This is a genomic window from Methanosarcina sp. 2.H.A.1B.4 (assembly GCF_000979385.1).
Taxonomy (GTDB): domain Archaea; phylum Halobacteriota; class Methanosarcinia; order Methanosarcinales; family Methanosarcinaceae; genus Methanosarcina.
The window spans coordinates 1-23,140 of sequence record NZ_JJOV01000049.1; the positions used below are offsets into that span (position 1 = coordinate 1).

The window sequence follows — 23,140 nt, forward strand, 5'->3', positions numbered from 1 at the left end:
GCCTGAGGGTACCGATATCGTGGGTTACAGGAACTTCCATGCCCTGCTCAACACTGACTGCCTTTCCGGGCATCATCAGAATTTCTGCAAGCTTTTCAAGTTCACCATCACTGAGGACAGAAATCTCACCGAGGTCAGCGGCGTTAGCCGTACCTGCCTCAATTTCCTCAACAATCTTTTCTTTGGTAAGGAAGATCCTCTTTCCATCTCCCATCCTCAGAGCGTATTCTGTTGCCATTTATTCTCACTTCCCAAGGAGCAGTTCCTTTGCCTTTGCCACGGCTTCGCTGGCATTTTCTGCGTAGCAGTCTGCCCCTATCTTATCGGCCCAGGCCTGGGTTGCAGGGGCTCCTCCGACCATGACCTTTACTCTCTCCCTCATACCTTCTTCCTTGAGGAGTTCGATAACCCCTTTCTGTCCAGGAAGAGTTGTGGTCATCAGGGCCGAAAGTCCGATCATATCCGCATTGACCTCCTTTGCCTTTTCGATGAAGTTCTTGATCGGGACATCCCTGCCGATGTCATGAACTTCAAATCCTGCGGACTGGAGCATGGTAGAGACTATAGACTTGCCTATGTCGTGCACATCTCCCTCTACTGTCCCGTTAACAATGACTCCCATTGTCTTTTTTTGGGCTCCCGCAGGCATTTCAGATTCAAGGAGTTTGACCCCTGCAGTCATCGCGTCTGCAGCCATCATCACGTGGGGTAAGAAAAGTTTGCCTCTCTCAAAGAGGACCCCTACCTGGTTCATTCCGGCCGCAAGCCCCTTTTCAATGATCTCGGCCGGTTCCATCACTCCTTTTGCCTTTTCTACGGCTGCAATCACCCTGTCCTTCTTGCAGGAAATAATCGCATCCGAAAGTTCCTGAAGTAATTCTTCTTTGCTTGCCATTTTAAAACCCTCTTTTTCCACATTTATTTTGTAAGAACAGTGGGTTCTTCGTGCCGGAAGAATCCCAGTCTATACATTTAAAAAGAAAAACCCTCTCTTCCAGAAAGCGAGTTTCATTTTTCCGCTTTTCCTGAGGGATCGAGATCTACTTTTGCATCAGTTTCTGTCTGTTGCTGGTATCTGCTTTAACCCCCAGGTTTCTACATCTATAGTTCCCACTATACAGCTGTACTTTTGGCCCCCTCCTCCGGATTACTCTTCATGTCTGTTAAATATGGTAGTGCCGGTAGTTTGTCTTCCCGAACCTCACCTCTATTCTGTTATCCTTCCAGGCGTTCTCACGGAAAGCTACTGAAAAATCCCGTTTTTCCGGGCTATACCCCTTATTTAATATCGTTTGAATCTATATATTTATATCTTGTTAAAATTATTAAATAGTTATTATTTTTAATGTATAAGTAGAACCCCGGATTTCTTCGATTTGGTGTAAATATACGCCAGGGCTCAGGAACACTGAGGATAAAAACGTGATAGGATGTGATTTTTTTCTGCTGGTTCTCAAGGCAAAAGAAACTCTTTACCCGAGAGCAAAAAGGCTGGAGAAAATAGAAAGTTTAAGTCAAAAGTCCGGGCCTCTGTAAAAAACAGGAGTTTTGGAAAACTCATTACTGCTTCAAGTTCCTGAATGTAGAAGGAGAGGGAAAAGGGTAAAGTCGGGAAAGAACTCTTTTAAGGCCAGAGCCCTCAGTCTTCTTCAAGGCTCGTATTATCCCCTACTGAAAGCATAAGCTCCCCGTAGAGTAATTTCTCAAGGGTTTCAGCTACGTATCTTCTCTGCTGGTATCTCTGGATGTCTTCATGCATCCTTATATCCGAATCTACCTGGACTCTGAGCAGAGCAAAATGAAAAGCTTTTTCATTCTTTATCTGTGCAGTATAAAAGGTTTCCAGCAAGTAAGGAAGTTTTCTGGGGTCTTCGATTACTTCACTTAAAAGCAACATTTCTTCGGGAATATCCATCGTATGCGAACTTATGTCCTTTTTCCCCGTAATTAACTGCAGGTTTCTTTCCGAATACTTTTTTTCAAGAATGATTAATTCACCACTCATACTTTCCACCTACTTCAGTGTTGAGATCTCTAAACTTTCCAGTAAATTGTTCTGGATTGGCTGATCCCCGTATACAGGATACCGGATTCAGGCAAATAAGGGATGAAGGCAGGTTTTAAGCCAGCATTCCCTTTACTATAATGTCTATTGCCTCGTCTTCTTCAAGACCGCGGGCCATGAGGGTTTCTACTTCCTTTTTGTCCACGCAGCCGATTGCAGCTTCATGAGTAACCTTTGAAAGGGGGTTGTCGACCCGGACAATTGGCACGGCTTCAGCCTTTGCATTGCCCTGGATGACTTCCATGCAGTCCACGTGTCCGCGGGCTCTAGGGGCGCGGCCTTCGGTGATTCCTCTGAATTCCGATATGGCATTATCAGTTATGGCAAGTCGGCTTTTGATAACACTGCGGGCATTTTCCCCGTTCAGGGAGATTTTCTCGAGGATCTTTATCATATCATCTGCTTTTCCGTAGACCTTGGTGACCATCTCACAGACCGAGTCTTTTTCGGCATCCACACTGTAATCGAATTCCAGATACCCTACCCTTCCGGAGAGAAGGGAAAAATTCGTGTAGTAACTGCCCCCTTCCTCGATCTTTATATGGGCTTTTGGGATCACCTGAATTCCTCCGTGGGAGCCGTGGAAATGGGTCTCGGTGTATTTCAGGGACGCATTCTTTCCTATAAGCATCTCAGCATCCATTTTGTGGATAACCTTTTCAGCGTTCGGGAAGGTGCAGTGGGCTATAAGTTCCACAGCCGAATCTTCTTCGGCTACGAAGTCCATATTGATTTCCTGAAGCCCATCTTTAGGGACCACACCGAAACAGAGGTGGACAGGCAGGGGGATTTTATATCCTTTTTTGATGGTCAGTTTAATGTCCACGCCGTGTTCGGTTTCTTTTTTCTCAAGCACTACGCCTTCGGTCGCATTTGCACTTAGCACCTTGTTCCCGCTTATCACAAGACTTGAGATTCCATGATCATGCAGGACTGCAGTATCTCCTCCGGCTGCGGTATAAGCTGCCGTTATGCCTTCTGCTTCTCTGGAAAGCGCATTCAATGTAATCTGAGTCATTTTTCAGACCACCTTTGGGGGCGATACCCGGCTGTCACAGGGTATGCATCTGTTTTTAAAAAATTCGCTGATTTCCAGGGGATCCCCGCTCCTGAGGATTGACCCTTCGCACATAAGGGATGCTTTGTCCGAGGCGGCTGCAATTTCTTCCCGGTGCGTGATTACAAGGACTGAAGAGCCGTTTTCTTTGAGCGCCCGGATCAGGGAGACGATTTCTTTTAAGGAAACCACGTCAATTCCGGAGTCAGGTTCATCAAGAATTGCAAGTTTCGGCTTCATGGTAATGATAGAGGCAAGCTCGATTCGCTTTCTTTCGCCCCCGCTCAATGCCTCGCCGACTTCTCTGTCAAGGTATTTTTCAGGTTTCAGGTCGACTTTCCTGAGGGCTTCCTTTATCTCGTCTTCTGTAATGCCTCCATTGCCTTTTGCCCCAATTGCAAGATAATCCCTGACCTTTAGCCCCTCAAAGCGAGCGGGTTCCTGCCAGGCAAGGGTTATGCCTTTTTTTGCACGCTCGGTTATCGAAAGTACTGCAACATCTTCCCCATCAAAAATGATGCTGCCTTCTTCATGTTCATAACCCTGGAGCCCCATCAGGGTGTAGGCAAGTGTACTTTTCCCTGCACCGTTTGCGCCGATGATGCTGTGGATTTCACAGTCTCCCACTTCAAGGTTGACCCCACGCAGAATTTTTTTTCCATCACGGCTCAATATCAGGTTTTTTAAGGATAAAATATATGACACCTCTAGCAAATTTTTGTTTGAGCACTGCAACATTTAGTTTGAGCACTGCAGCAAATCCTTGCAGCGCTGCAGGTCTTTAACGGTATTTACGTTTAGTGCTAGTTTGGGATTATCAAGTATCAGATTAAAGTCTTCCTGTTCGGTTCGGATTTGAGAACTGTCAAGGATATTTACTCCAGCGGGCACGATAAGTTTTCCATCCTTGTTAAATACTGTATCCGGCCTGGTTCCTGCTCCCTTGCATACATTGATAGGGACATATACGGAAAGTGCAGGCTTTCCTTCTTCCCTGTATTTCCGGATTACCGAATCAATAAGCTCGGAGTCTATAAGGGGCAGGTCGGACATGATAATCATTACAGGACCTGTCGTTCCTGCAGTTTCCACTGCATGAATCATGTCCCCTACATAGTTTCCTCCAAAGGTCCTGATTACCTGAACCTCGCCTTTGTAGCGTTCCTGAATCATGATTTCGGTCTTCGGGGTAACAGGCGAGACCGCTACGAAAACTCTGTCTATATTTTTTGTTGATCTAAGTGTATCTATCACATAGGTAATGAGTGGCTTTCCGAGCAATTCAACACAGGGCTTTTCCCCCATTCCAAGCCTCTGCCCGAACCCTCCTGCCATTACAATAGCGTCCATTCCAGACCTCCGGTGTTTAATGAAAGTTTGAGGATAACCGCAATAATAATCAGGGCAGTTATTCTTCCAATTTCGTTAGCAGTACCTATTCCGTCGCCGTTTAAGCCCCCAAAGTGGGCATAACTCCTGTTAAGGAGTACAAGAGCCGAGGCACATGCTGCAAGGTAGGGAAGCAGCCCTATCAATCCAAATGGCAGGGAACATACAACTGCTCCAAAGATAAATCCTATGAGGAAATTTTTATGGGTTGCCCCGTTTATGGTCATGGCTCCAAGACCCGGGTAAGCCTGGTCTTTCGGGGGAGGAATCGGTTTCCCAAAAGCGGCAATGGTTAACATGGACTGCTTGGCACTGACCTCTGCAATAAACATGGATCCAAACATAAGCAGCGGAAGGTTAGAACCAAAAGCTGTAAAGCCTTCTTCCTGGACAGACCTTATGGAACCGTACAGGGCAAGCAGTACAAGCATGCCGAACGCCACACCTCCTGTCCCGAGAGTCGTATCTTTTAAGGCTTTGATTTTTTTCTCAAGGGACCCATGGGCCATAAAGCCGTCTCCCATGTCAGTGACCCCGTCGAGGTGGTTAAAGCCTGTAATGTAATATATGACTCCCATGATAAGGACTGCAAGGACCGGGCCCGGGAATATCAACTGCCCTATGTATGCAAATGCCCCTATGAGAAGTCCGATTACAGCTCCCACGATAGGGTAGAAGTAGATCTTTTTCATGAGTTCATCGATCCCTTCCATACTGATTCCTACAGGGATCGTGGACAGGAAGCCAAAACCCGACTTAAATGCCAGTAAATATGAATTCATTATGTATCGCCTGTTTTTTAGTCATTTATTTCAAACTCTGCCATACCTCTTGAATACATATTGGAAGACACGCCTCCGATAAGGCCCCCTATGACGTCGTCCATGAAAGGCCCCAGATTTGCAAGGATTCCGGGCTTTAGTTTGTCATACCTGACAAACTCGAATGTCCCTTTAGAGCCGCTGATATAGTTTGCGATGCTGTTGCCCAGCACTTCGTCAGCGATTATAAAACTAAGGTCTTTTTCATAAGAACTTTTGCTAAGATTCGGAAGGTTTCCGGCTCTGCCTTCCCTCTCCAGCAGAACCCCGGAATAAATAAGAAGGCAGAGATTCGGGTCCGACAGAGCGAATTTGAGTTCCCTTTTAAACAGAGCTTCGGCTTTTTCCCTTGTCTCAAGTCCGGGGTGAGGGACATACATTTCGAGAGCTGTGTCCGCAAGGTCCTGGATACTTATGCCTTCTTCGGCCAGGACATCGAGGATATCGACGGTAGCTTTTCCCTCTATTTTTTCAGGCTGCCCTTTTTTCAGGTCCCTTTCCTCAATATCGGATAACTTCATACTGATCACTCCGGGGTTGTCAAAACGGTTAGTTTCTGCTTGATAATAGTATTAAAACGGTCGAGCTTGAAATGATGGAGCTTAAAACGAGAAATTGGTTTTAAGCTTTTTACCGGTTAATGTAATGGATTTATAATGGATTTATAATGGATTTAACTGCTTCCGGCGTCACCTGCCGAGCATATTCCGATTTCTCAGGGTCCCAGTTTCCGCGCATCCGGATTATGAAATTGGCGGGAGTCCTGTAAATTAATGGTTTCAAAGTAAGGGTTTCAAAGTAAGGGTTTCAAAGTAAGGGTTTCAAAGTAATGGGGATACACCTACAGATCACAGATACAGGAAAATTCCCGTTATCTGGATTACTGCCACAAAAGCAACAAGTGAAAACCCTGAAGCAATTGCTATTAATTGGGAGACCCGTATTATATCTTTTACTTCGGTAGGCGGGTATGAGGCTCCCAGCACATAAGTGTCGGGTTTTTCAAGTTTAACCCCCAGGGCTCCGGCAGTAGCAGCCATTGGATAGCCGGAATTGGGGGACGGAGTCTTCATCCCGTCTTCGAGAGCAGTCTTTATGCTGTCGAGCGGATTGATTTTTCTTCCGTTATTAGGGAATAAAGATACTGTAAAGGCTGCAGCAAGGATAAAGATAACTGAAATACGTGCAGGAATCCAATTCAACACATCATCTGACTTCGCTGAGAAGTATCCCAGTTCCCTGTAAGGCTCGGTTTTATACCCCACCATCGAGTCAAGAGTGCTTATGGCTTTAAAGGCATAGGCAGCCACAAGCCCGAGTTCTCCGAAAAGTGCGTAATAAAAAATCGGGCTCAGGACACCGTCCACGTAATTTTCGGAGACGGATTCAATAACCGCAGAAGACATCTGAGTTTTTGTCAGTTTGGAGGTGTTCCGGCTGACGTAGATAGGGAGCAGTTCCCGGACTTTTTCCAGCTGGTTTTCTTCAAGGTGTTTGTAAATCTTTCTGGCAGGGCTCAGCAGGCAGTTGATTGCAAAGGTGGCTTTCAGGAAGTAGGCTTCGATTAAGAGTGCTAAAATGTACGGAATTCCCGGAAGGGCTGCAATGTAGAGAACGGAATAACCCAGTAAAGACGCGAAGAAAACACAGCAAAGAGCCATTGCCACACCATAGAGTTTCCTGTGGGTTTTTGGGGCTGCGTTTTTCAAAAAACTGATTAATTTTCCGATCCAGACAACGGGGTGAATAGCAGCAGGAGGCTCTCCGAAAACTATGTCTATAACTGCAGCAAGCAGAAGTACCAGAGCAAGGTGCCCGCTGTCCGGGATAATCATAAGATAGGCTCCATTACTTTTTTCCAGGCCACTTTTACAAGTTCGTCCGTATCCCCTTCCTGCATCAGGCAGTCAAGGATCTTCTGGGCGATTTCCGTCTTATGGACAAGGTGGCAGTCAACGCAGCTCCAGACTCTGCCGCCTCTTGAGCTCTTGATCCATTTTCCACCGGTTTTCTCGTTTTCACAGGGGTAAAATGGGCAGAAGCAGAAGGTGCAGTTCTGGCCTTCAAAATGGCAGGGGTAATACTCGCAGGTCTTCCTGCCTCCTATGCCTTCTTCACTGGCTTTCTCGATTACGTGCTGCAGTTCGTTCTTTGCCTGTTCTCTGCCCCACTCGGCGATAACATCTCCGATTGCAGCAATGAGCCTGTCGTTTTCGTCTCCGGTCCTGACTGCAACTCTTATGTAATCTTTTCCCAGGCTGTGAAATGAGACACAGTCCCGAATAAGGACCCCACGGGCTGCAAGGCGTGCACTCAGTTCACCTGAGTCAAGCATGAATTTACTGATGTTGACAAAGATAAAGTTAACATTTACTTCCCCGACTTCAAAGCCCCTTATCCTGTCAAGTTTGGCTTTGAGCTTTTCCCCTTCTTCAAGGATCATTGCCCTTGCTTTTTTCAGGTATGGGCTGTCAATCCCGCCTTCTATGTTGAGAAGCGCGATTCCGGTAGTGTTTGCAATAGCTCCGAGGTTCCAGGACAACCTTGCTGTGTTCAGGATCTCAGCCATATCCGGAGAAGCTATCCCGAAGCCCATCCTGATCCCGGGGATCGCAAAGTCCTTTGTAAGAGAGCGCATGACAAAAACATAGTCGTTGTCTGCAGGAAGGTCTGCAACGCTCTGTGAATAATCGGACAGCTCAATGAAGGCCTCATCCACGTAAAGAAGGGTTTTATGCTCCCTGCAGCGTTCTGCAAGAGCTTTAAGTTCTTCCCTGCTGCGGAGTTTTCCAGTAGGGTTGTTCGGGTTACAGATAAAAAGGATCTTTGCCTTATCCAGCATCTCATCCGAGAGTGTATTTACCTCGTCCTGTGCAGGATATACCGGCTCTGCTCCCATGACCCGGCACTGCATTTCGTATTCTCCGAAAGTGGGCCATGGTAAAAGGACCTTGTCTCCTTTTTCTACCACAGATTCAACTACAAGCCTGACAATTTCCGTTGAACCGTTGCCAGGAATAATACTCTGCGGTGTTACACCCAGTCCTACAAATCTAGCAGCAGCTTCCCTGAACTCCAAATACCTGTTGTCGGGGTATTCCAGGAGTTTTCCGAGGCTCTCTTCAATAATATCCTCAAAGTTTAATCCGCTTTCTGGATAGTCAAATGGGCTTCCCAGTGGGTTAAAGTTTGCACTGAAGTCGAGAATTTCACCTTCGGGGATCCCGTATGTCTCCGAAGTTTCCTGGATTAACCCTCCATGTCTGCAGGGTTTCAGGGCCAGCAGATGCTCCCTTAAAGGTACACTTCTTTGCTCTGACACGTCGATCGCAAATATTTAGCGTGAATCATGTATATTAAGTTGTTTATTATATTAGCCGGTTCAAACTTGCCTTTATTTGCTTTGTTGTTGTTTGATTGCGAAAACTCTGCTTTCTGGAATCCATTATACTTTATTTTACATGAAAAATATATTATATATGTTGTTATTCCCATATAGATCTGCTTTTCTAACTGATTTCTATTTGTATATTCTATTTGTATATTTTTTGACTTTTAGAGGGGGATATAGAAAAAGTAAAATAGCTTGTTTTTGACTACTCCATCCAGAAAAGCTGAAGAGGAACAGAGCAGCTTCCGTATAACCGCAGAATATATTGTAAAACTGCAGATTAGGATATTGTAAAACTATAGATTATGATATTATAAAACTGCAGATTAGGATATTATAAAACTGCAGATTAGGATATTGTAAAACTGCAGATTACAGTAGAATGTAAGGATAATGCTTCTTACAGGAGTCCATTTAATCCAGGAAACTAACCTGACCCTTTCTTTCACAGATTAAGAATGGATTTGGGCTATTTGCAAGAGCTTTATATGCTGCTTATGAAATGTATATGAGTTATTTATCCGAACAAGCGGTTATGTCTTCAGCATAAATTCTCTAAATTCGATATATACCAGGTGCATTAAAAAATGACAGTTAACAGGCCAAGAGGGACCCGGGACTTTTTACCCGCAGATACTGCCCGGAGAAGGTACGTGGAAAGCGTTATGCGAAATGTTGTCCGTAACTGGGGCTACAGTGAGATCATTACGCCCACGTTTGAACATCTGGACCTTTTTACCCTTAAGTCCGGAGAAGGTATTATAGGGGAACTCTACAACTTCACGGACAAAGGAGGCAGGGAGATGACCCTCAGACCGGAACTTACGGCTCCTGTCATGCGGATGTATGTAAATGAACTTCAGCCTTTCCCCAAGCCGTTGAAGTTATTCTACTTTGAAAACTGTTTCCGCTACGAGCGCCCCCAGAAAGGCCGTTTCAGGGAATTCTGGCAGTTCGGGGTCGAACTCATCGGTAGCGGAAAATCCGACTCGGACGCCGAGGTTATTGCCCTTGCCGATGCAATGTTAAAAGCTGTGGGCATTCAGGGCGACATGAAGATCGGAAACCTTGCAGTGATCCGTACGCTTTTAAAAGGGCTTGAACCCGAGATCGTAAGTAAGGTCATGAGGCTTGTGGACAAGAAAGAATATGCAGGCCTTGAATCCTTGCTTGAGGAAATAGGGGCAGAAGAGCAGTTGAAGTCCGACATCTTCCACCTGATAAATCTCGAAGGCAAGTACACCCTCCCTCAGGCAAAAGAAATCGTCGGGAACATCCCTGAGCTTGTAAGCTTTGAAAAGACCCTTAAACTTCTTGATGCATATGGCGTCAATTACTCGCTTGATTTCGGGATTGCCCGCGGGCTTGACTACTATACGGGCATGGTCTTTGAGGTTTATGCCGAAGGCCTTGGCGCCCAGAAGCAGGTCTGCGGGGGAGGCTCTTACCAGCTTATAAAGCTTTTCGGAGGCGGAGATGTGCCTTCTACAGGCTTCGGGATAGGTTTTGACAGAATAATGGAGATCTGTCCACTCGAAACCCCGGAACCCAGAAAACTGGTGCTGGTCTCAAAGCCCGAAACTCATCTGGAAGCTGCAAAACTTGCAACTACCCTGAGGAATTACCTGCCTGTCCACATAGACCTCATGGAACGTAATTTCAAGGCCCAGCTCACCTATGCAAATACCATCAATGCCGACTATGTGATCATAATCGGGGAAAAAGAACTCGAGGCAGGAAAACTGACTTTCAGGGATATGGTATCCGGAGAACAGGAATTTTTGACACTTGAAGAAATTATAGGGAAGATTACAGGGCAGCCGGACTGAAAGTATTCCTTTTGTCCTTTTTCGGCTTCTTTATTTCCTTTCCTTTCCTTTCCTTTCCTTTCCTTTCCTTTTTTTGCGGTCCTTTTTTTCTTTCACTTAGATACTCTATTCCACTTATTCTCCATTCCATTTATTATTTTTAAGAATATTATTGAGATGATATATTTATTGTCATTCTTTTCAATCCAAACAAAAGATAAACTTTTTATAGACTGGAAGCTTAAATTTTATTATATTTAAGTTCCAAAGTTATCAGGAATCTGGGCGTGGGGGGTAAATTTACGTCTAATAAGGCTCAAGTTTCAGCCTGTCAAATTATAACTGATGAATCTGCTGTATTCGGTCTTCCTTTCAGGCTTACAGTTACAGGCATTCTCTTTGCTGTACTTCTGCTTCTTTCGTCAGTCTATGTTTCTGGTTTTTTGGAGGATGTGAGGGAACAGGAAACCCTGGATGAAGCTTCAAAACTAACAGCTGCTGCCGAACAGCTCTCCATACGCGGAGAAGGGAGTGAAATTGCCTTTGAGATAAGGATACCCCCAGGGGCATCTTTAGACTTCGGGACTCTGCCTGGTCGGGAGGGGGACTGGCCCGAGGATGCGGATAATTATTGTATCACTATTGGAGGAAAGTCAACTTTTTATCCTGCAGTTGCTTCCTTTTCGAATCCGGAGGTTAACGGACCCTCCTCACTTGGTTCGGGCAGGCACAGAGTACTCCTTTCAACAAAGATCGAGCCTGAATCCGGAAGGCTTTTCGTACTGATCTCTGAAACCGGAGCTGATGAAAAAACATGAGGTCAGGAGAAATCCGTATGGCAAAGGATTTTTCAGAGGATGATTCGGCATGGGCTGACTTTTTAATTTCAAAAGCGGCACTTATTCTTGCCAGCGTAATCCTCTTTACAGCCCTTTTTCAACTGGCTGCCGGATTTAAAGACCTCGAGGCACAGGAACAGCTCGATTTCCTTGCAAGGGATTTCAAAACCGCGGTAGATGAAGCTGGAGCAGGGAGTTTTCAGGAGGGGAGTCAGGAGAAAGTTCAGGAGGAGCTTTCTTTTCGTTTTGATGAGAACGAAGTCTTTCTGGCTTCCCCATTCGGGGAAAATATAGAGGTCTGCGTTTCAGGAGAGTATGTCCATTTGAAGGCCAGATATGATGAAAAAAGTTTCAGTGCTGTAAGGCCCTTTGCCTTCAGAGTCCTGCCTTTCAATGAATCCGTACTCCGGGGAAAGCTGAATACAAAGTTCGGGGCTGAGGGTAATGAAGGATCTCCCCTCATCACTGACCTTCAGGAAATTAAGGCTTTCCTTCAGGTTTCCGGGACCGAGGAAGTGGTTTTAAACGCAGGTGAAAACATCTCCATAAAGAAAGAACTTATTTATGTGAAGGACAGTGAGGGGGTTTCTGGTATTGGTTGTGTCCTTGTTTATCAATAAGGTTGGATCTTTGTTTATCAATAATTTACTGGCAGCTGGAAAAAAATTTTGGAAAAAATCTGACACTTCAATCCTCAAGGATGAAAGGGGAGTCCTTGAACCCCATTCCGATCTTCTTGCCACTGCTCTTGCTGTCATAGGTTTCGTGGTCTTTGCTGCCCTTCTTTCCAGGGCATACATGGGATATGAGGACAGCTCTTTTGCTCTTGAGAACTATGAAAGCGCTTCCCTTCTTGCAGGAACGCTGGCCAAAGCACCTGCCTTTAGAGCCGAAAATTCGGGCATGCTTTCTGCATCAGCCCTTGATAAGCTTTCAGGTCCCGATGGACAGAATGAGAGAATGAAATTTTTTGCAGCCTTTTCCGGAAACTATCCGTTTCTGGTCGAAATTCGGACCGGAGATGGGCGCTGGCAGTGGCTCATCGATCCTGAAATTGTCGAACCTGGGCATCTTATGGGGAAACAGGAAAAAGTTGCGGCTTCGATGCCGGTTGTAATCGAATTGAATCCTGCGGAATCGGTCCCCGGGACCCTTACTGTAGTGCTGTATAAAACTCCGTGGATGTGAAAGAGGATCAAGCAAAGGAGCAAAACGGAGTACACATCGAAAGCAGGAATTGACTGGTCCTTGACAGGAAATCTGATTCAGGACAGGAAATCTGATTCAGGACAGAAACAGGTGAAATAAGATGAAACCTTTGAGAGCTTCTCAAAATTCCGGAGAGTCACAAAAAGTAAAAAATATAAATGTAAAGGGTGAAACTGTTAAGGAATCTTCTGTTTATATGAGGGAGTCTTCAGGTTATTCTACAGTTTTTGATGCCCTATTTTTGCTTGTGTTGATTTCACTTTCAGGGGTCCTTCTTATGCCCTCCTTGCAGGCTGATGAACAGTATATTGCAGCCGGATATGTGACTTCTTCAGAACTGGATGCTTATCTGCTCGAATCCTTTCTTTCCTGTAAACTTGAGGACTTCGAATACGAAATATCTCCTCTTTCGGCACTTAACATTTCAGTCCCCGAAAACTCGATTGTGGAAAGTCCTGCTCACACCCTTTTCGGAAAGGAACAGAAACACAGGACTTTCGCTGACCTGACAGCCGAATACCTGGCCATATCCCTTACTCTATCAAACAACGGCTCAGCCATTTTGCTCAACCCACTGGCTGAGGACTACTCAGATAAGGCTTCTGAAACTATAGCTGCTTATCTGGACAAAAAGGTTGCAGGGAGGTTTTCTTATCGCTTTGAAGCTTACTGGTATCCCGTGGGATCTTTTCCGATGGGAAGTGAACTTATAGTCGGAGAAGAACCTCCTGCAGATGCCATCCGACAGAGTACAAAACTATCCATGCCTCTTTATGCAAGTGCACCTTCTAAGGATGCTCTTCTTGCCTGTGTGAATGATTCCGTGCTTGAAACTTCACTTAACACTTCTGAAGAAGAGGCTTCAACAGCACTTTTCCAGGCTTTTAATGCTTCTCTTGATGCCGCAGCTCTTGAAGGGGCGGAGACAGCTGTTGAGCTGCTTTTCCCGTCTGATTATTCGGGGTCGGTTTTCGGAGAAGAAGCAGATGAGTCTTTTGAGACCCTGCTTTACGGGGTTTCGGAAAATGCGGATGAAGAAAATTCTCCCTCAACAGAAGACGAATTTAATGCCTATCTCTCGGACCTGCTTGAAACAGGGTTTGCACTCGATTCCGAAACCTATCCCGGAAATGTATCCACTGCAGAACTCTCTCTACTTGAAGCCCTGCTGGTTGACCACATCAAAAAAGAGATAAGGACAGAACTTGAAGCTGAATTATCAGGTGAAATTAACGAGACTGTTTATGCCATACTCGAGGCTGAAGATCTCTCGAAGGCTCAGGCTCTAAGGGATACAGGGATAGAATCAATTTACAGGCAGATCAATCCCGGAGGGGCAAGAATAGTCCTTTACCTCTGGAAACCATTTTAATGGGGATGGAAGCCTTTTTCAGAAATTTTTTTCGTCGGAAGAGACCCTGCTCCTATTTTTATGCTTATAATGTTTTTCCTTCTTTTTTCCCGACACAAAGTATATATTATATGGTGCAATCTCTAGTGATGTTTTTACCGAAACACTTACGCTTTTGCAGGAGTTCCTGAAAAAAGCCACGCAGCAGTTTGCTGTGGCGGATTAAAAATCTCCCGATCGATGTGTTGGTCCGTTATAGTCGGTAAAGATATAACCTCAGCCCGAAGAGCTTTTCTTTCGGGTATCGATCAATTAATATCAGGAGAATCAGATATGGCAAAAATGCATACCAAAAGAAAAGGAAAGTCAGCATCCACCAGGCCTAACAGAACCGAAGCCCCTGAGTGGTGCAAGATTGGAGCAGACGAAGTCACTTCAATTACACTGGATCTCTGGAAACAGGGTGTATCCACATCCGAAATCGGAATGATTTTAAGAGACCGCTATGGAGTCCCTGACGCCAAGCTCGTCACAGGTAAGAAGATCACAACAATTCTCAAGGAAAACAACGTTTATTCTAACATTCCCGAAGATCTTACCAACCTCATCGTGAAGGCTCTGAAACTGAGGAAGCACCTTGCTATTAACAAGAAAGACGTACACAACAAGCGTTCCCTCAACCTGACTGAGTCCAAGATCAGAAGGCTTGTTAAGTACTACAAACAGGAAAAGGTACTTCCGAGAGATTGGTTCTACAAGCCTGAAACCGCAGAAATGATGATTACCAGATAAACCTGAAAATTCCCACTCAAGGGATTTTTCCACATAAGGATTGAGTTTGCCTTTACGGCAAACTCCCTTATACTCTTTTTTAAAACGTAAAATCCTTCCTGTGCCTCTGATATGAGGTGTCAGAAAGCGCGACCCAGTGTTTTTTTGCCCGCAGTTGTGCCGCTTTTTTCATTACGGAATCATTATTTGCTTGCAATGTAGCTTATTTTGCAGTCCCATGCAGGGCTCCCCGGAACTACACACCGCATACCTGAAATCTCCCCGATAACGACTGGCAGGCCATATACCTCTTCGATTACCTGAGGGGTAATTACTTCCACTCCTCCATAGGCGTGAACTTTCCCTCCCTTCAGGAGAATGAACCGGTCTGCATATCTGAAAGCCTGATTGAGGTCATGCATCGTCATCACAGCCGCAATATTATGCTTAAGGACTATCTGCCTGATAATGGCCAGGATCTCCACCTGGTTCCTCAGGTCGAGACTGCTTGTAGGTTCATCAAGGAGAAGGACTTTGGGCTCCTGAACAAGGGAACGTGCTATTGCCACCTTCTGGAGTTCGCCTCCGCTCATCTCATCGATATAGGACAGGCGCAGGTTTTCCATCGAGAGTAACTTGAAGACCGAATCAACGATCTTGAGATCCTTTTCCGTAATATCCCATTTAATATGGGGCCGCCTACCTAGCAGGACTGCATCAAAAGCCGTCAGCCTCCCTGTTTCCACACGCTGCGGGACATACCCGATAAGGCGTGCAATTTCCATTGTCCCAAGGTCGGAAAGGTTTTCCCCATCTATATGGACTGCTCCCCCTCTCGGGTTAAGGATCCTGTTCAGGCATTTTAACAGGGTAGTCTTGCCAACTCCGTTGGGACCCAGGATTGCGACAACTTCGCCTTCATCGATTGAAAAGGCAATCTCATGAAGGATTTTACGGTTACGATATAAAAACTGGAGTTCATCTACAGAAAGAATCATCGTTTATACCCCCTGATGAGCAGGTAAATGAAAGTTGGTGCCCCCATGAAAGCAGTCAGGATGGAGACCGGAAGCACATATGGGGACACTATAAGCCTGGCTGCGGTGTCCGATACTAGAAGGAGGATTGCCCCAAGGAGGGTTGAGCCGGGTATAAGGTATCTCTGGTCATCCCCTATAATCCGTCTTACCATGTGCGGACAGATCAGCCCCACGAACCCTATGACGCCAAGGAAAGAAACGACAACAGCCGAGACAAGTGCAGCAATAATCATTCCTATAAGCCTGACTTTTTCCACGTTGACCCCGAGGCTTTTTGCGGTCTCATCCCCTGCATCGATTGCATTGTAGTTCCAGCGGTTGGCAATGAAGAATATGACCGCGAACAGGACAACCCCTGCCATAATCCCCAGTTCCGGCCAGTTTTTCACTCTTCCGACATCGCCAAAGGTCCAGAAGACAACTGCTGCAAGCTGGGTATCGTCAGCAAAGTACTGCAGGAACATCGTCCCTGCGGTAAAGAGGGAAGACAGCGAAACACCTGCAAGCACCATTACCTCGGGTGAAGACCCGCGGATCCGGGAGATGAGCAGGATTACCCCTGTGGCAAGAAGGCAAAAGATGAAAGCTACCATTGTGGTCAGGTAAGGGTTGTTGAGGATGACGGCGTTTGCAACGCTCGATTGCATCCTCCCTGTCCCGAGCACAATTACTGAGAAGGCAGCCCCGAAAGCTCCGGCGTTTGAGATGCCGAGAGTAAACGGAGATCCGAGAGGGTTACGCAGGATAGACTGCATTACCACCCCAGCAACTGAGAGCCCGGCTCCTGCTACTATCGCAGCCAGGGCTTGAGGGAGACGGATGTTCCAGATTATCGAATCCCATTTATCAGAGATGTTCTCCCCCATCAGGGTTTGCAACACCCCATAAGGGGGTATCGTTACCTCTCCTACGGAAATCGAGTATATAAACATGAAAAAAAGGAGCAGGAGCCCCCCCATTATCCAGAAGTACTTCCTCCGCACGTATACGAGGTAATCTTCGGGTACTGCTCCGTCGGCAAAATGCACTTATTTATACCCTCCATCTTACTGCAGAATCTGCTTGAAACCCGTATCATTGTACTGTCCGTTCAGGTCAGAAAACACAGGTTTGCCAATGAAGAAAGTATAGATCTCGTCGGCTTTGGCTTCAGGGTCGATATCCTCAAACCGGTCCGGATAGAGCACCTTTCCTACAAAATAAGCGTTTGCAAGCACTGACTCATAGTTGGTGCTGTAGAAGTTGTAGGGTATCACTCCGTAAATATTGCCATTCTTCACGGCTGAAAGCCCTTTGAGTGACGGATCGGTCTTGAGTTCTCCGACGGCTCCTTCATTGCCCAGCTGGAGGGTGCCAATGTCGATAAAGATATACTCAGGGTCCCAGTTTACCAGGGCTTCTTTAGCAATATCCGCATGGTCTGCGCCCATTCCGGCTGCAACGTTATTTGCATTTACCCAGAGGAAGGGCGGATAAGCCGGTTCTGTGGAAATTATCCCGTGAGCTCCTGCACTGCTCACCCCTCCGACATAAACAGTCTTTCGTTCGGATTCCGGAATGTCGGCAGTCCTGTTTTCGAGGTCTTCCATCGTAGCTTCGATATAAGCGATTACCTCTTCTGCTCTTTCCTGTTTGCCCACTACCTCACCCATTATCCGGAGTGAACTGTACATTTCAGCTTTCTGTTCCTCGTTCTTCAAAGACCCGTAAGGGAATGAGATTACCGAGATGCCGGTTTTTTCCTGGAGGCTGTCGGCTTCAGCGGCATTTGTTGCCGAAGGTTGGCCAGTTGTACCGGTTTTCAGAACAACCTGAGGGTTGATATTAATGATTTTTTCCGGGTCATCCTTGCCCCTGAACTCGCCGATCAGGGGATAGCCCTTAAGCTGCGGATTTGCAAGGGCATAAGGACGGCCTTCTACCTCTGACTCCTTCTTTTCCAGACTGTCAACTCCGACTACGAAGTCCTGAGCCTGCAGATATACAAGGTAGCGCAGGGATCCTGCCCCTGAACAGACGACCTCTTCAACATTTTCAGGTATGGTTACATTTCTGCCGAACCCATCTGTGATTGTAATTCCTGCGGATTCTGTTAACTCCTCGGAATTTGTGGTGATCCCGGCAGACTCTGCTGGAGCCGCACCTTCTCCGTCCTCAACAGGAGTGGATTTGCTCGTACATCCTGAGGTTACGACCAGGGCAGCTATGAGCACTCCAATGAAAAGAATTTTAGCTATTTTAATACGGGGGGATATATTCATATTACTTTCCTCTAATTTACTAGAGAAAGCGTATTACATAAAGTTAACTAATTTATTCAATTAATTCTTATAATACCAATAATTTTCCAAAGATTGGTATGAGTTATTGTGAGATTTAATTTGATTGAGGATAATTAATATGGTGAGCGCGGGTGTATTATGAATCCACTACCACTTTCATTATTGTGCTGTGGGGTACCTGTGAACATTGACTTTTTTGACAGATTTCGCTTTGTCCTGCAAATGGTACATTTATTTTACACAAACCGTCAATCAAAGTTGCGCTGGCGCACCCCACAGCAAGCTAGCGGGCTATTCGACTGAAAATAAAGCATTAACTTTCGGAATGATGTTTGAAGAAATAGCGAAGTAAACTAAAGAAGGTAGTATGGTTTTATGAGAAAAAGGTCAGAAGAACATGAGAAAAAGGTCAGAAGAATATGAGAAAAAGGTCAGAAGAATATGAGAAAAAGGTCAGAAGAATATGAGAAAAAGGTCAGAAGGAGAAGGACCTGAATTTCAGTATTCAGGTTCCAGCCCTTCAATCTGGGAAAAGGCTTTTTCCATTTCTACTCCTTCTTCCACGCGCTGCTTTTTTGCCTTTTCGTAGTGGATTGCCTGGACTGCCACATTATAGAGTTTTTCCAGCTCATGGGCTGACTCCAGGGTCAGAAGTGAAAGGATCTGCGGATACTCTCCGTTGCATACGACTATCCCCTTGAAGACATGCCCTACGGCTCCGGAAAGTTTTTCGATTTCAGTTGAGATGTCGTCTATGCTCAGGTATTTGCGGTCGCCTTTGATTATGATCATTGCCCTGCTTGCTTCTTCATAAACATTGGTTGAAAATAAAAGACCTGAAGGAGAGAGTGAATTCTGGATTGCGGTTTTAACAGGCATTTCCTTATCAGCCCTGAAAAAGCCGATTGTTGCAAGCCCTGCACCCCCGTTCATTACAGTCTTGAAATCCCCGAGGTCCGTTACCATCATCATCTCACTATCAAGAGCATCGAGAAGGAAGAGAAGACGTTCTGCAATCATGTCATTGATGCCGTTATAGGCATCCTGGATGCTTCCCCCTATATTTTTCAGGTACTGGTTATCAGCAAGGATAATCCCGTCTGCTCCGCTTTGGCGGATGTCCCGGATAGAAAAAGCTGCGTTTTGAAGATAAAGGGTTCCTTCTTCCCTGAAAGGGAGGACAACGACACAATAAATAGGATAATCATAGCGTTTTTTCATCTCTTTTACGAGAAGAGGGGTAAAAGAAGAGCCTGTGCCGCCTGAAGCTGAGGTAAGTACAAAGGCGATATCAAAATTGCCCCTTTCCTCAATCTGCCGCATAATCTGTTCTTTACTTTCTTCAAAGACCTGCTTTCCTACATTCCTGTTTGCACCGACTCCGTGCAGGTGAGGTATATGGACTCTATCTTTTGCTTTTGTAAATTTCATCTCTTTTAAGTCGTTAACGGCAGTGTTGAAGGCAAGGGTTTCAACATGGCTTTTAAATCTCTGCTTTGAATAAAACTTTGCAAGCTTGTTGCAGCTTTTTCCCCCTCCCATTGCATGTCGGTTAATGGAATCAAGAATCCTGTTTCCACATTGCCCGTTTCCTATTACCAGTATATTAAGCAAAAAATCCCTCCAATTTAAAGGTGAATTAATATTTTTCCTGTATGGAATCGATCACGGATTTTACATTTTAGGAATATTATTAATCAAGTTGACATAGTAGTAATTAAGTTGGAATAGTAGCAATTAAAGTTCTTAAATAATTGAGTAAGTTTCACTCTTTTAATACCTGTATTCCCTGTGCCGCCTGTATACCTGAAATCCAATAACTGCAAGGATGATTGCTGAAATTATGATGTATAAAGGGTTTTTAATCAGAAAATCGAACTTACCTTCTTTTACATTGATACGGGAACTTGCAAACTCCTTGTTTTGCTTAATGTTCTGGGCATCTACACCGTTACTGTATTCATAAGAAAGCTCTGAATTTATACTGTAAGTTCCCACTTCTCTTGCTTTTAAAGTATACCTGAACTCTTTGTCGTTATTGGGCTGCAGAGTTTCAAGGTATATTCTGGGGTTTCCACCTATGGTTTCAATCCCCTCGTCTCCGCCCACGTATTCCATACCTTCCGGAACCATAATGTCGAGGCGGACAGCCTGTGCAGGGGCACTGCCTGTATTCTTCAGTATTACGATTGAGGTAATTTTTTCGTTCCTTCCTACAGATGAGAGATCCACATTCATTATGGAGTCAACATTCGCAATCTGCTTATTTCCTTCACTTACAGTAATAGATGGTGTGTTAGAAGAAGACTGGTAAGTCTGACCGGCACTGTTCGTATAAGTAGCAGTCACAGCTCTGAGGTCGAAGGTTCCTGCCTCGGTTGCTTTTAAGTTATAAATATAAACCAGGGTTTCGGGGACTGATTGCCCATAATCAATTTTAGGGATGCTGGTCGAAACTTCGTAAGTGGTTTCTTTCAGGATAAAATGTTCCTGCTTAGGGTCCGTAAACAGCACCTTGTTTGCAGCATCGTTTCCGGTAGTTCTTGCAGTCACAGTAACAGTTATGACATCTCCTACCTCTATTTCGGATTTATCTACGCTCTTGACTATTACAAGCTTCGGATCCCCTGCGAAGGTTGTTCCAGAGTGCCCGCTTTCAATAACCTCACTTACATAAAGGTCTCCTATGTTGTAGTTTGATATACTTATCTCAACTGTAGCTCTGGGTAATACGCCTCCGCCATGCACGGACTTCAGGCACATCTGGACTTCACCATCATCCTCGAAATCAAACTCTAAGCTCTCATTTATATCCAGCAGACCATTTGCGATTTCCTTATCTCGTTCGTACACGTAGTATGAGGCTGTTTTAGCTTCAGGGAAGACATCGGTAATTTCGATGATGTAATTGTTAAGCTGATATACCTCTCCTTCCTCAATATCACCGTCATACACTGTGGTTCTTGCCGATGCTGTGCTGCCAAGCGTCAGCAGGATGAGAAACGCAAACAAAACAATTCTAGGGGTCCCTTTCAGTTTCACTTCTGCTACCTCAAATTCCTTATAAAAAAAGATTATTTATGGCAGGTTATTCTCCTTTAAATTATTTTTAGATAAATATTATTGTATTAGCTGTTTAAACTACAAGATAAATCAGTATAAGTTCAAAACGGGAATTAGCCGCGGTATTATCAAGAACATTACCAAGTTTTGCAGAGACTTCCCGATTGAATGCTTGTGATCTTTTTTTATTTGGTACTATATTTAAGCGCAAAATATGCGGATGAGTGCTTGAAATTCCACATTCTCCCCAAGAAGAAATTATGAAACAAGTGGACTTTTAGAAGCTGGATTCAATAGTAATATTCATCCGGATTTTCGATTTAGTATTTTTGATCATTTTATGTTTTCAGATTATCATCCTGGTAATCTTTATTCATTACTTCCTTTTTATCTTTTCGGTGTTTTTCAAAGTTTCAGCCGAAAAATGAAACATATTATAAATAGAATTGTACTCATTGGTGTAAAAAATTCATGAGATAACAAGATTCAACAGGGACATCTTTTAAATAAAAAAATAGAATGAGTAATGTGTTAACTTACAGGCAAATCTAAAAATTTATTCGTCAGTCTCAAACATAGATACCAACCACAGAAGGCATAAAAACCACAGAAGGCACAAAAACCACAGAAGGCACAAAAACCACAGAAGGCACAAAAACCACAGAAGGCATAAAAACCACAGAAGGCATAAAAACCACAGAAGGCACAGAAACCACGGAATACCGGGCACTTCCGTGGTTATAACGCATCTGGGGAGTTAACTGTAAGCATTTACATCCGAAACTATAGTTTCAGTTCTCGGAATTGACTATTTCCAGGCTAACATCTATCCATCTTGATTTGTGGATAAGGGAGCCCATTGATATTACATCAACTCCTGTTTTTGCATAACCTTCAAGGTTTGCGGGGGAAATTCCTCCTGAGGCTTCCACAAGGACTGATTTCCTGAGCCCTTTTTCTTCAAGTACGGAGAGAGTCTCTTTGACCGCCTCAGGCTGCATATTGTCAAGCATGATAATGTCAGCTCCCAGTTCTGCAGCAAAGACCGCGTCTTCTGCAGACTCTACCTCAACCTCAATTTTCCGCGTAAAGCTTGTTTTTTGCGCTGCTTTGATTGCGGCTTCTATTCCCATGAGTTTGATGTGGTTATCTTTAATCATAACCGCATCCGAGAGGTTAAACCTGTGAGTGTCTCCGCCACCTGCAGCGACAGCGAGCTTTTCGAATTTCCTTATTCCGGGGGTAGTTTTCCTTGTACACGCAAGCCTTGTGCTTTCGGAGTGCTTTCTTACGACATCCATGCAGTTCCTGGTCAGGGTTGCAATCCCGCTAAGGTGCCCGAGGAAATTAAGGCTAAGGCGCTCTGCCCTGAGAATGGATACCGCTCCTCCCCTGAGCCTGAAAATTATATCGCCCTTGCTGAGACAGTCCCCATCTTTAAGACCTGTTTCTGCCTGAATTCCAAAATAAAAAAATATTGATGCTGCCTCATTGAGTCCGGCAACCGTACAATCCTCTTTTGTGAAAATGATGGCTTCTGCAGGCCTGTCCGGAACAATAGTGCACGAAACATCATCGTACCCCAGATCTTCTTCTATGAAGCTTTCTACTTCTCTGATAAGCATGATTTTTACCCCGATACTTAATGCTGCCCGGATTTATAAGAGGCGCGGGCATTTTCCTTTAGTATCTCTTTATTCCGTTTTTACTTTATTGTTTGTAATTTGGGTTCTCCAAAGTAAGGTACTGAGAACAGGCAAAGAAAAAGAGAACTGGTAAAGAAAATGAAAACAGGTGAAGAACAGGTGAAGAACAGATGAAGAACAGGTAAATAATAGGCAAAGAACGGGTAGAAATGTGCAGAAGAGTTTTGAGACGAAAACAAAAGCCGGACAACAGAAGATTTTAAGTGAGAGAACGGAATACAGTAATCCCGTTCCCGGATTTCCGTTATTCTGGACAGATAAAGAAAATTATAATGCAAGCAATTATAACGAATTGAAAAATACCAGCTAAAACAACTTAAGTTACTGGCTAAAGCAATTAAAATCTAC

Annotated in this window: 22 protein-coding genes and 1 pseudogene; 6 read left to right on the plus strand and 17 right to left on the minus strand. The window is 44.8% G+C overall.

What is annotated here, in order from left to right; genetic code table 11:
- The 10 genes and pseudogenes from EO92_RS07620 to cobD form a co-directional block, all read right to left on the minus strand.
- Positions 1-238: pseudogene (locus EO92_RS07620) on the minus strand ([dimethylamine--corrinoid protein] Co-methyltransferase); the annotation flags it as partial.
- Positions 239-244: 6 nt separating this feature from the next.
- Positions 245-895, minus strand: coding sequence for a dimethylamine corrinoid protein MtbC (mtbC, locus tag EO92_RS07625; RefSeq protein WP_048137022.1), 651 nt, complete (start codon positions 893-895; stop codon positions 245-247).
- 744 nt (positions 896-1,639) lie between these two features.
- Entirely contained in the window at positions 1,640-2,005 is a 366-nt protein-coding gene (locus EO92_RS07630; protein WP_048137024.1) for a hypothetical protein, read from the minus strand.
- Positions 2,006-2,120: 115 nt separating this feature from the next.
- On the minus strand, positions 2,121-3,083 hold the full coding sequence (locus EO92_RS07635) for a SufD family Fe-S cluster assembly protein (protein ID WP_048170558.1): 963 nt from the start codon (positions 3,081-3,083) through the stop codon (positions 2,121-2,123).
- Positions 3,084-3,086: 3 nt separating this feature from the next.
- The gene (locus EO92_RS07640; RefSeq protein ID WP_048135214.1) at positions 3,087-3,794 is read right to left on the minus strand and encodes an ABC transporter ATP-binding protein; all 708 of its coding nucleotides are present in this window, start codon (positions 3,792-3,794) and stop codon (positions 3,087-3,089) included.
- Between the two features lie 66 nt (positions 3,795-3,860).
- Positions 3,861-4,472: an NTP transferase domain-containing protein gene (locus EO92_RS07645; RefSeq protein ID WP_048135215.1), complete on the minus strand. Its 612-nt coding sequence runs from the start codon at positions 4,470-4,472 to the stop codon at positions 3,861-3,863.
- A complete protein-coding gene (gene cobS, locus EO92_RS07650; protein WP_048170559.1) occupies positions 4,457-5,293 on the minus strand; it encodes an adenosylcobinamide-GDP ribazoletransferase in 837 nt (278 codons plus the stop codon). Before cobS ends, EO92_RS07645 begins: the two co-directional genes overlap by 16 nt.
- Positions 5,294-5,310: 17 nt before the next feature.
- Positions 5,311-5,853, minus strand: a complete 543-nt coding sequence (gene cobZ / locus EO92_RS07655; protein ID WP_048170561.1) for an alpha-ribazole phosphatase CobZ — start codon at positions 5,851-5,853, stop codon at positions 5,311-5,313.
- Positions 5,854-6,180: 327 nt separating this feature from the next.
- Positions 6,181-7,167, minus strand: a complete 987-nt coding sequence (locus EO92_RS07660; RefSeq protein WP_048170563.1) for a cobalamin biosynthesis protein — start codon at positions 7,165-7,167, stop codon at positions 6,181-6,183.
- Positions 7,164-8,654 carry a threonine-phosphate decarboxylase CobD gene (gene cobD / locus EO92_RS07665; protein ID WP_048170566.1) on the minus strand — a complete coding sequence of 497 codons (1,491 nt, stop codon included), beginning with the start codon at positions 8,652-8,654 and terminating at the stop codon, positions 7,164-7,166. Before cobD ends, EO92_RS07660 begins: the two co-directional genes overlap by 4 nt.
- Before the next feature lie 656 nt (positions 8,655-9,310).
- Here cobD and hisS point away from each other — a divergent pair.
- The 6 genes from hisS to EO92_RS07695 all read left to right on the plus strand — a co-directional run bounded on the left by hisS (position 9,311) and on the right by EO92_RS07695 (position 14,722).
- Positions 9,311-10,552, plus strand: a complete 1,242-nt coding sequence (hisS, locus tag EO92_RS07670) for a histidine--tRNA ligase (RefSeq protein ID WP_048170567.1) — start codon at positions 9,311-9,313, stop codon at positions 10,550-10,552.
- Positions 10,553-10,818: 266 nt separating this feature from the next.
- The gene (locus EO92_RS07675; protein ID WP_235283247.1) at positions 10,819-11,349 is read left to right on the plus strand and encodes a hypothetical protein; all 531 of its coding nucleotides are present in this window, start codon (positions 10,819-10,821) and stop codon (positions 11,347-11,349) included.
- A 17-nt stretch (positions 11,350-11,366) separates the two neighbouring features.
- The gene (locus tag EO92_RS07680) at positions 11,367-11,990 is read left to right on the plus strand and encodes a hypothetical protein (RefSeq protein ID WP_235283248.1); all 624 of its coding nucleotides are present in this window, start codon (positions 11,367-11,369) and stop codon (positions 11,988-11,990) included.
- A 10-nt stretch (positions 11,991-12,000) separates the two neighbouring features.
- Positions 12,001-12,558, plus strand: coding sequence for a hypothetical protein (locus EO92_RS07685; protein ID WP_048170589.1), 558 nt, complete (start codon positions 12,001-12,003; stop codon positions 12,556-12,558).
- 121 nt (positions 12,559-12,679) lie between these two features.
- Entirely contained in the window at positions 12,680-13,951 is a 1,272-nt protein-coding gene (locus EO92_RS07690; protein ID WP_235283249.1) for a hypothetical protein, read from the plus strand.
- 312 nt (positions 13,952-14,263) lie between these two features.
- A complete protein-coding gene (locus tag EO92_RS07695) occupies positions 14,264-14,722 on the plus strand; it encodes a 30S ribosomal protein S15 (RefSeq protein WP_048127524.1) in 459 nt (152 codons plus the stop codon).
- A 182-nt stretch (positions 14,723-14,904) separates the two neighbouring features.
- On the opposite strand, the gene EO92_RS07700 is transcribed toward EO92_RS07695, so the two are convergent.
- From EO92_RS07700 to nadC, 7 genes are all read right to left on the minus strand, one after another.
- The gene (locus EO92_RS07700; protein WP_048170569.1) at positions 14,905-15,699 is read right to left on the minus strand and encodes an ABC transporter ATP-binding protein; all 795 of its coding nucleotides are present in this window, start codon (positions 15,697-15,699) and stop codon (positions 14,905-14,907) included.
- Positions 15,696-16,769, minus strand: a complete 1,074-nt coding sequence (locus EO92_RS07705) for an iron ABC transporter permease (RefSeq protein WP_048170571.1) — start codon at positions 16,767-16,769, stop codon at positions 15,696-15,698. The genes EO92_RS07700 and EO92_RS07705 overlap by 4 nt, the downstream gene beginning before the upstream one ends.
- An 18-nt stretch (positions 16,770-16,787) precedes the next feature.
- Positions 16,788-18,002, minus strand: coding sequence for an iron ABC transporter substrate-binding protein (locus EO92_RS07710; RefSeq protein WP_048170573.1), 1,215 nt, complete (start codon positions 18,000-18,002; stop codon positions 16,788-16,790).
- 519 nt (positions 18,003-18,521) lie between these two features.
- The gene (locus EO92_RS07715) at positions 18,522-19,637 is read right to left on the minus strand and encodes a cell division protein FtsZ (RefSeq protein ID WP_048170575.1); all 1,116 of its coding nucleotides are present in this window, start codon (positions 19,635-19,637) and stop codon (positions 18,522-18,524) included.
- Between the two features lie 159 nt (positions 19,638-19,796).
- Entirely contained in the window at positions 19,797-21,065 is a 1,269-nt protein-coding gene (locus EO92_RS07720; RefSeq protein ID WP_052734299.1) for a BatD family protein, read from the minus strand.
- A gap of 590 nt (positions 21,066-21,655) precedes the next feature.
- Positions 21,656-21,835, minus strand: coding sequence for a hypothetical protein (locus EO92_RS07725; protein ID WP_048170578.1), 180 nt, complete (start codon positions 21,833-21,835; stop codon positions 21,656-21,658).
- 42 nt (positions 21,836-21,877) lie between these two features.
- Positions 21,878-22,711, minus strand: coding sequence for a carboxylating nicotinate-nucleotide diphosphorylase (gene nadC, locus EO92_RS07730; RefSeq protein ID WP_048137056.1), 834 nt, complete (start codon positions 22,709-22,711; stop codon positions 21,878-21,880).
- Positions 22,712-23,140: the final 429 nt, after the last annotated feature.

Excerpts from the sequence above, each read along its gene's own strand:
- cobS (WP_048170559.1), bottom strand. The coding sequence starts at position 5,293 with ATGAATTCATATTTACTGGCATTTAAGTCGGGTTTTGGCTTCCTGTCC.
- EO92_RS07710 (WP_048170573.1), bottom strand. The coding sequence starts at position 18,002 with ATGAATATATCCCCCCGTATTAAAATAGCTAAAATTCTTTTCATTGGA.
- EO92_RS07630 (WP_048137024.1), bottom strand. The coding sequence starts at position 2,005 with ATGAGTGGTGAATTAATCATTCTTGAAAAAAAGTATTCGGAAAGAAAC.
- EO92_RS07660 (WP_048170563.1), bottom strand. The coding sequence starts at position 7,167 with ATGATTATCCCGGACAGCGGGCACCTTGCTCTGGTACTTCTGCTTGCT.
- EO92_RS07680 (WP_235283248.1), top strand. The coding sequence starts at position 11,367 with ATGGCAAAGGATTTTTCAGAGGATGATTCGGCATGGGCTGACTTTTTA.
- EO92_RS07690 (WP_235283249.1), top strand. The coding sequence starts at position 12,680 with ATGAAACCTTTGAGAGCTTCTCAAAATTCCGGAGAGTCACAAAAAGTA.
- EO92_RS07700 (WP_048170569.1), bottom strand. The coding sequence starts at position 15,699 with ATGATTCTTTCTGTAGATGAACTCCAGTTTTTATATCGTAACCGTAAA.
- EO92_RS07725 (WP_048170578.1), bottom strand. The coding sequence starts at position 21,835 with ATGCGTTATAACCACGGAAGTGCCCGGTATTCCGTGGTTTCTGTGCCT.
- EO92_RS07695 (WP_048127524.1), top strand. The coding sequence starts at position 14,264 with ATGGCAAAAATGCATACCAAAAGAAAAGGAAAGTCAGCATCCACCAGG.
- EO92_RS07645 (WP_048135215.1), bottom strand. The coding sequence starts at position 4,472 with ATGGACGCTATTGTAATGGCAGGAGGGTTCGGGCAGAGGCTTGGAATG.
- cobZ (WP_048170561.1), bottom strand. The coding sequence starts at position 5,853 with ATGAAGTTATCCGATATTGAGGAAAGGGACCTGAAAAAAGGGCAGCCT.
- hisS (WP_048170567.1), top strand. The coding sequence starts at position 9,311 with ATGACAGTTAACAGGCCAAGAGGGACCCGGGACTTTTTACCCGCAGAT.
- mtbC (WP_048137022.1), bottom strand. The coding sequence starts at position 895 with ATGGCAAGCAAAGAAGAATTACTTCAGGAACTTTCGGATGCGATTATT.
- EO92_RS07635 (WP_048170558.1), bottom strand. The coding sequence starts at position 3,083 with ATGACTCAGATTACATTGAATGCGCTTTCCAGAGAAGCAGAAGGCATA.
- nadC (WP_048137056.1), bottom strand. The coding sequence starts at position 22,711 with ATGCTTATCAGAGAAGTAGAAAGCTTCATAGAAGAAGATCTGGGGTAC.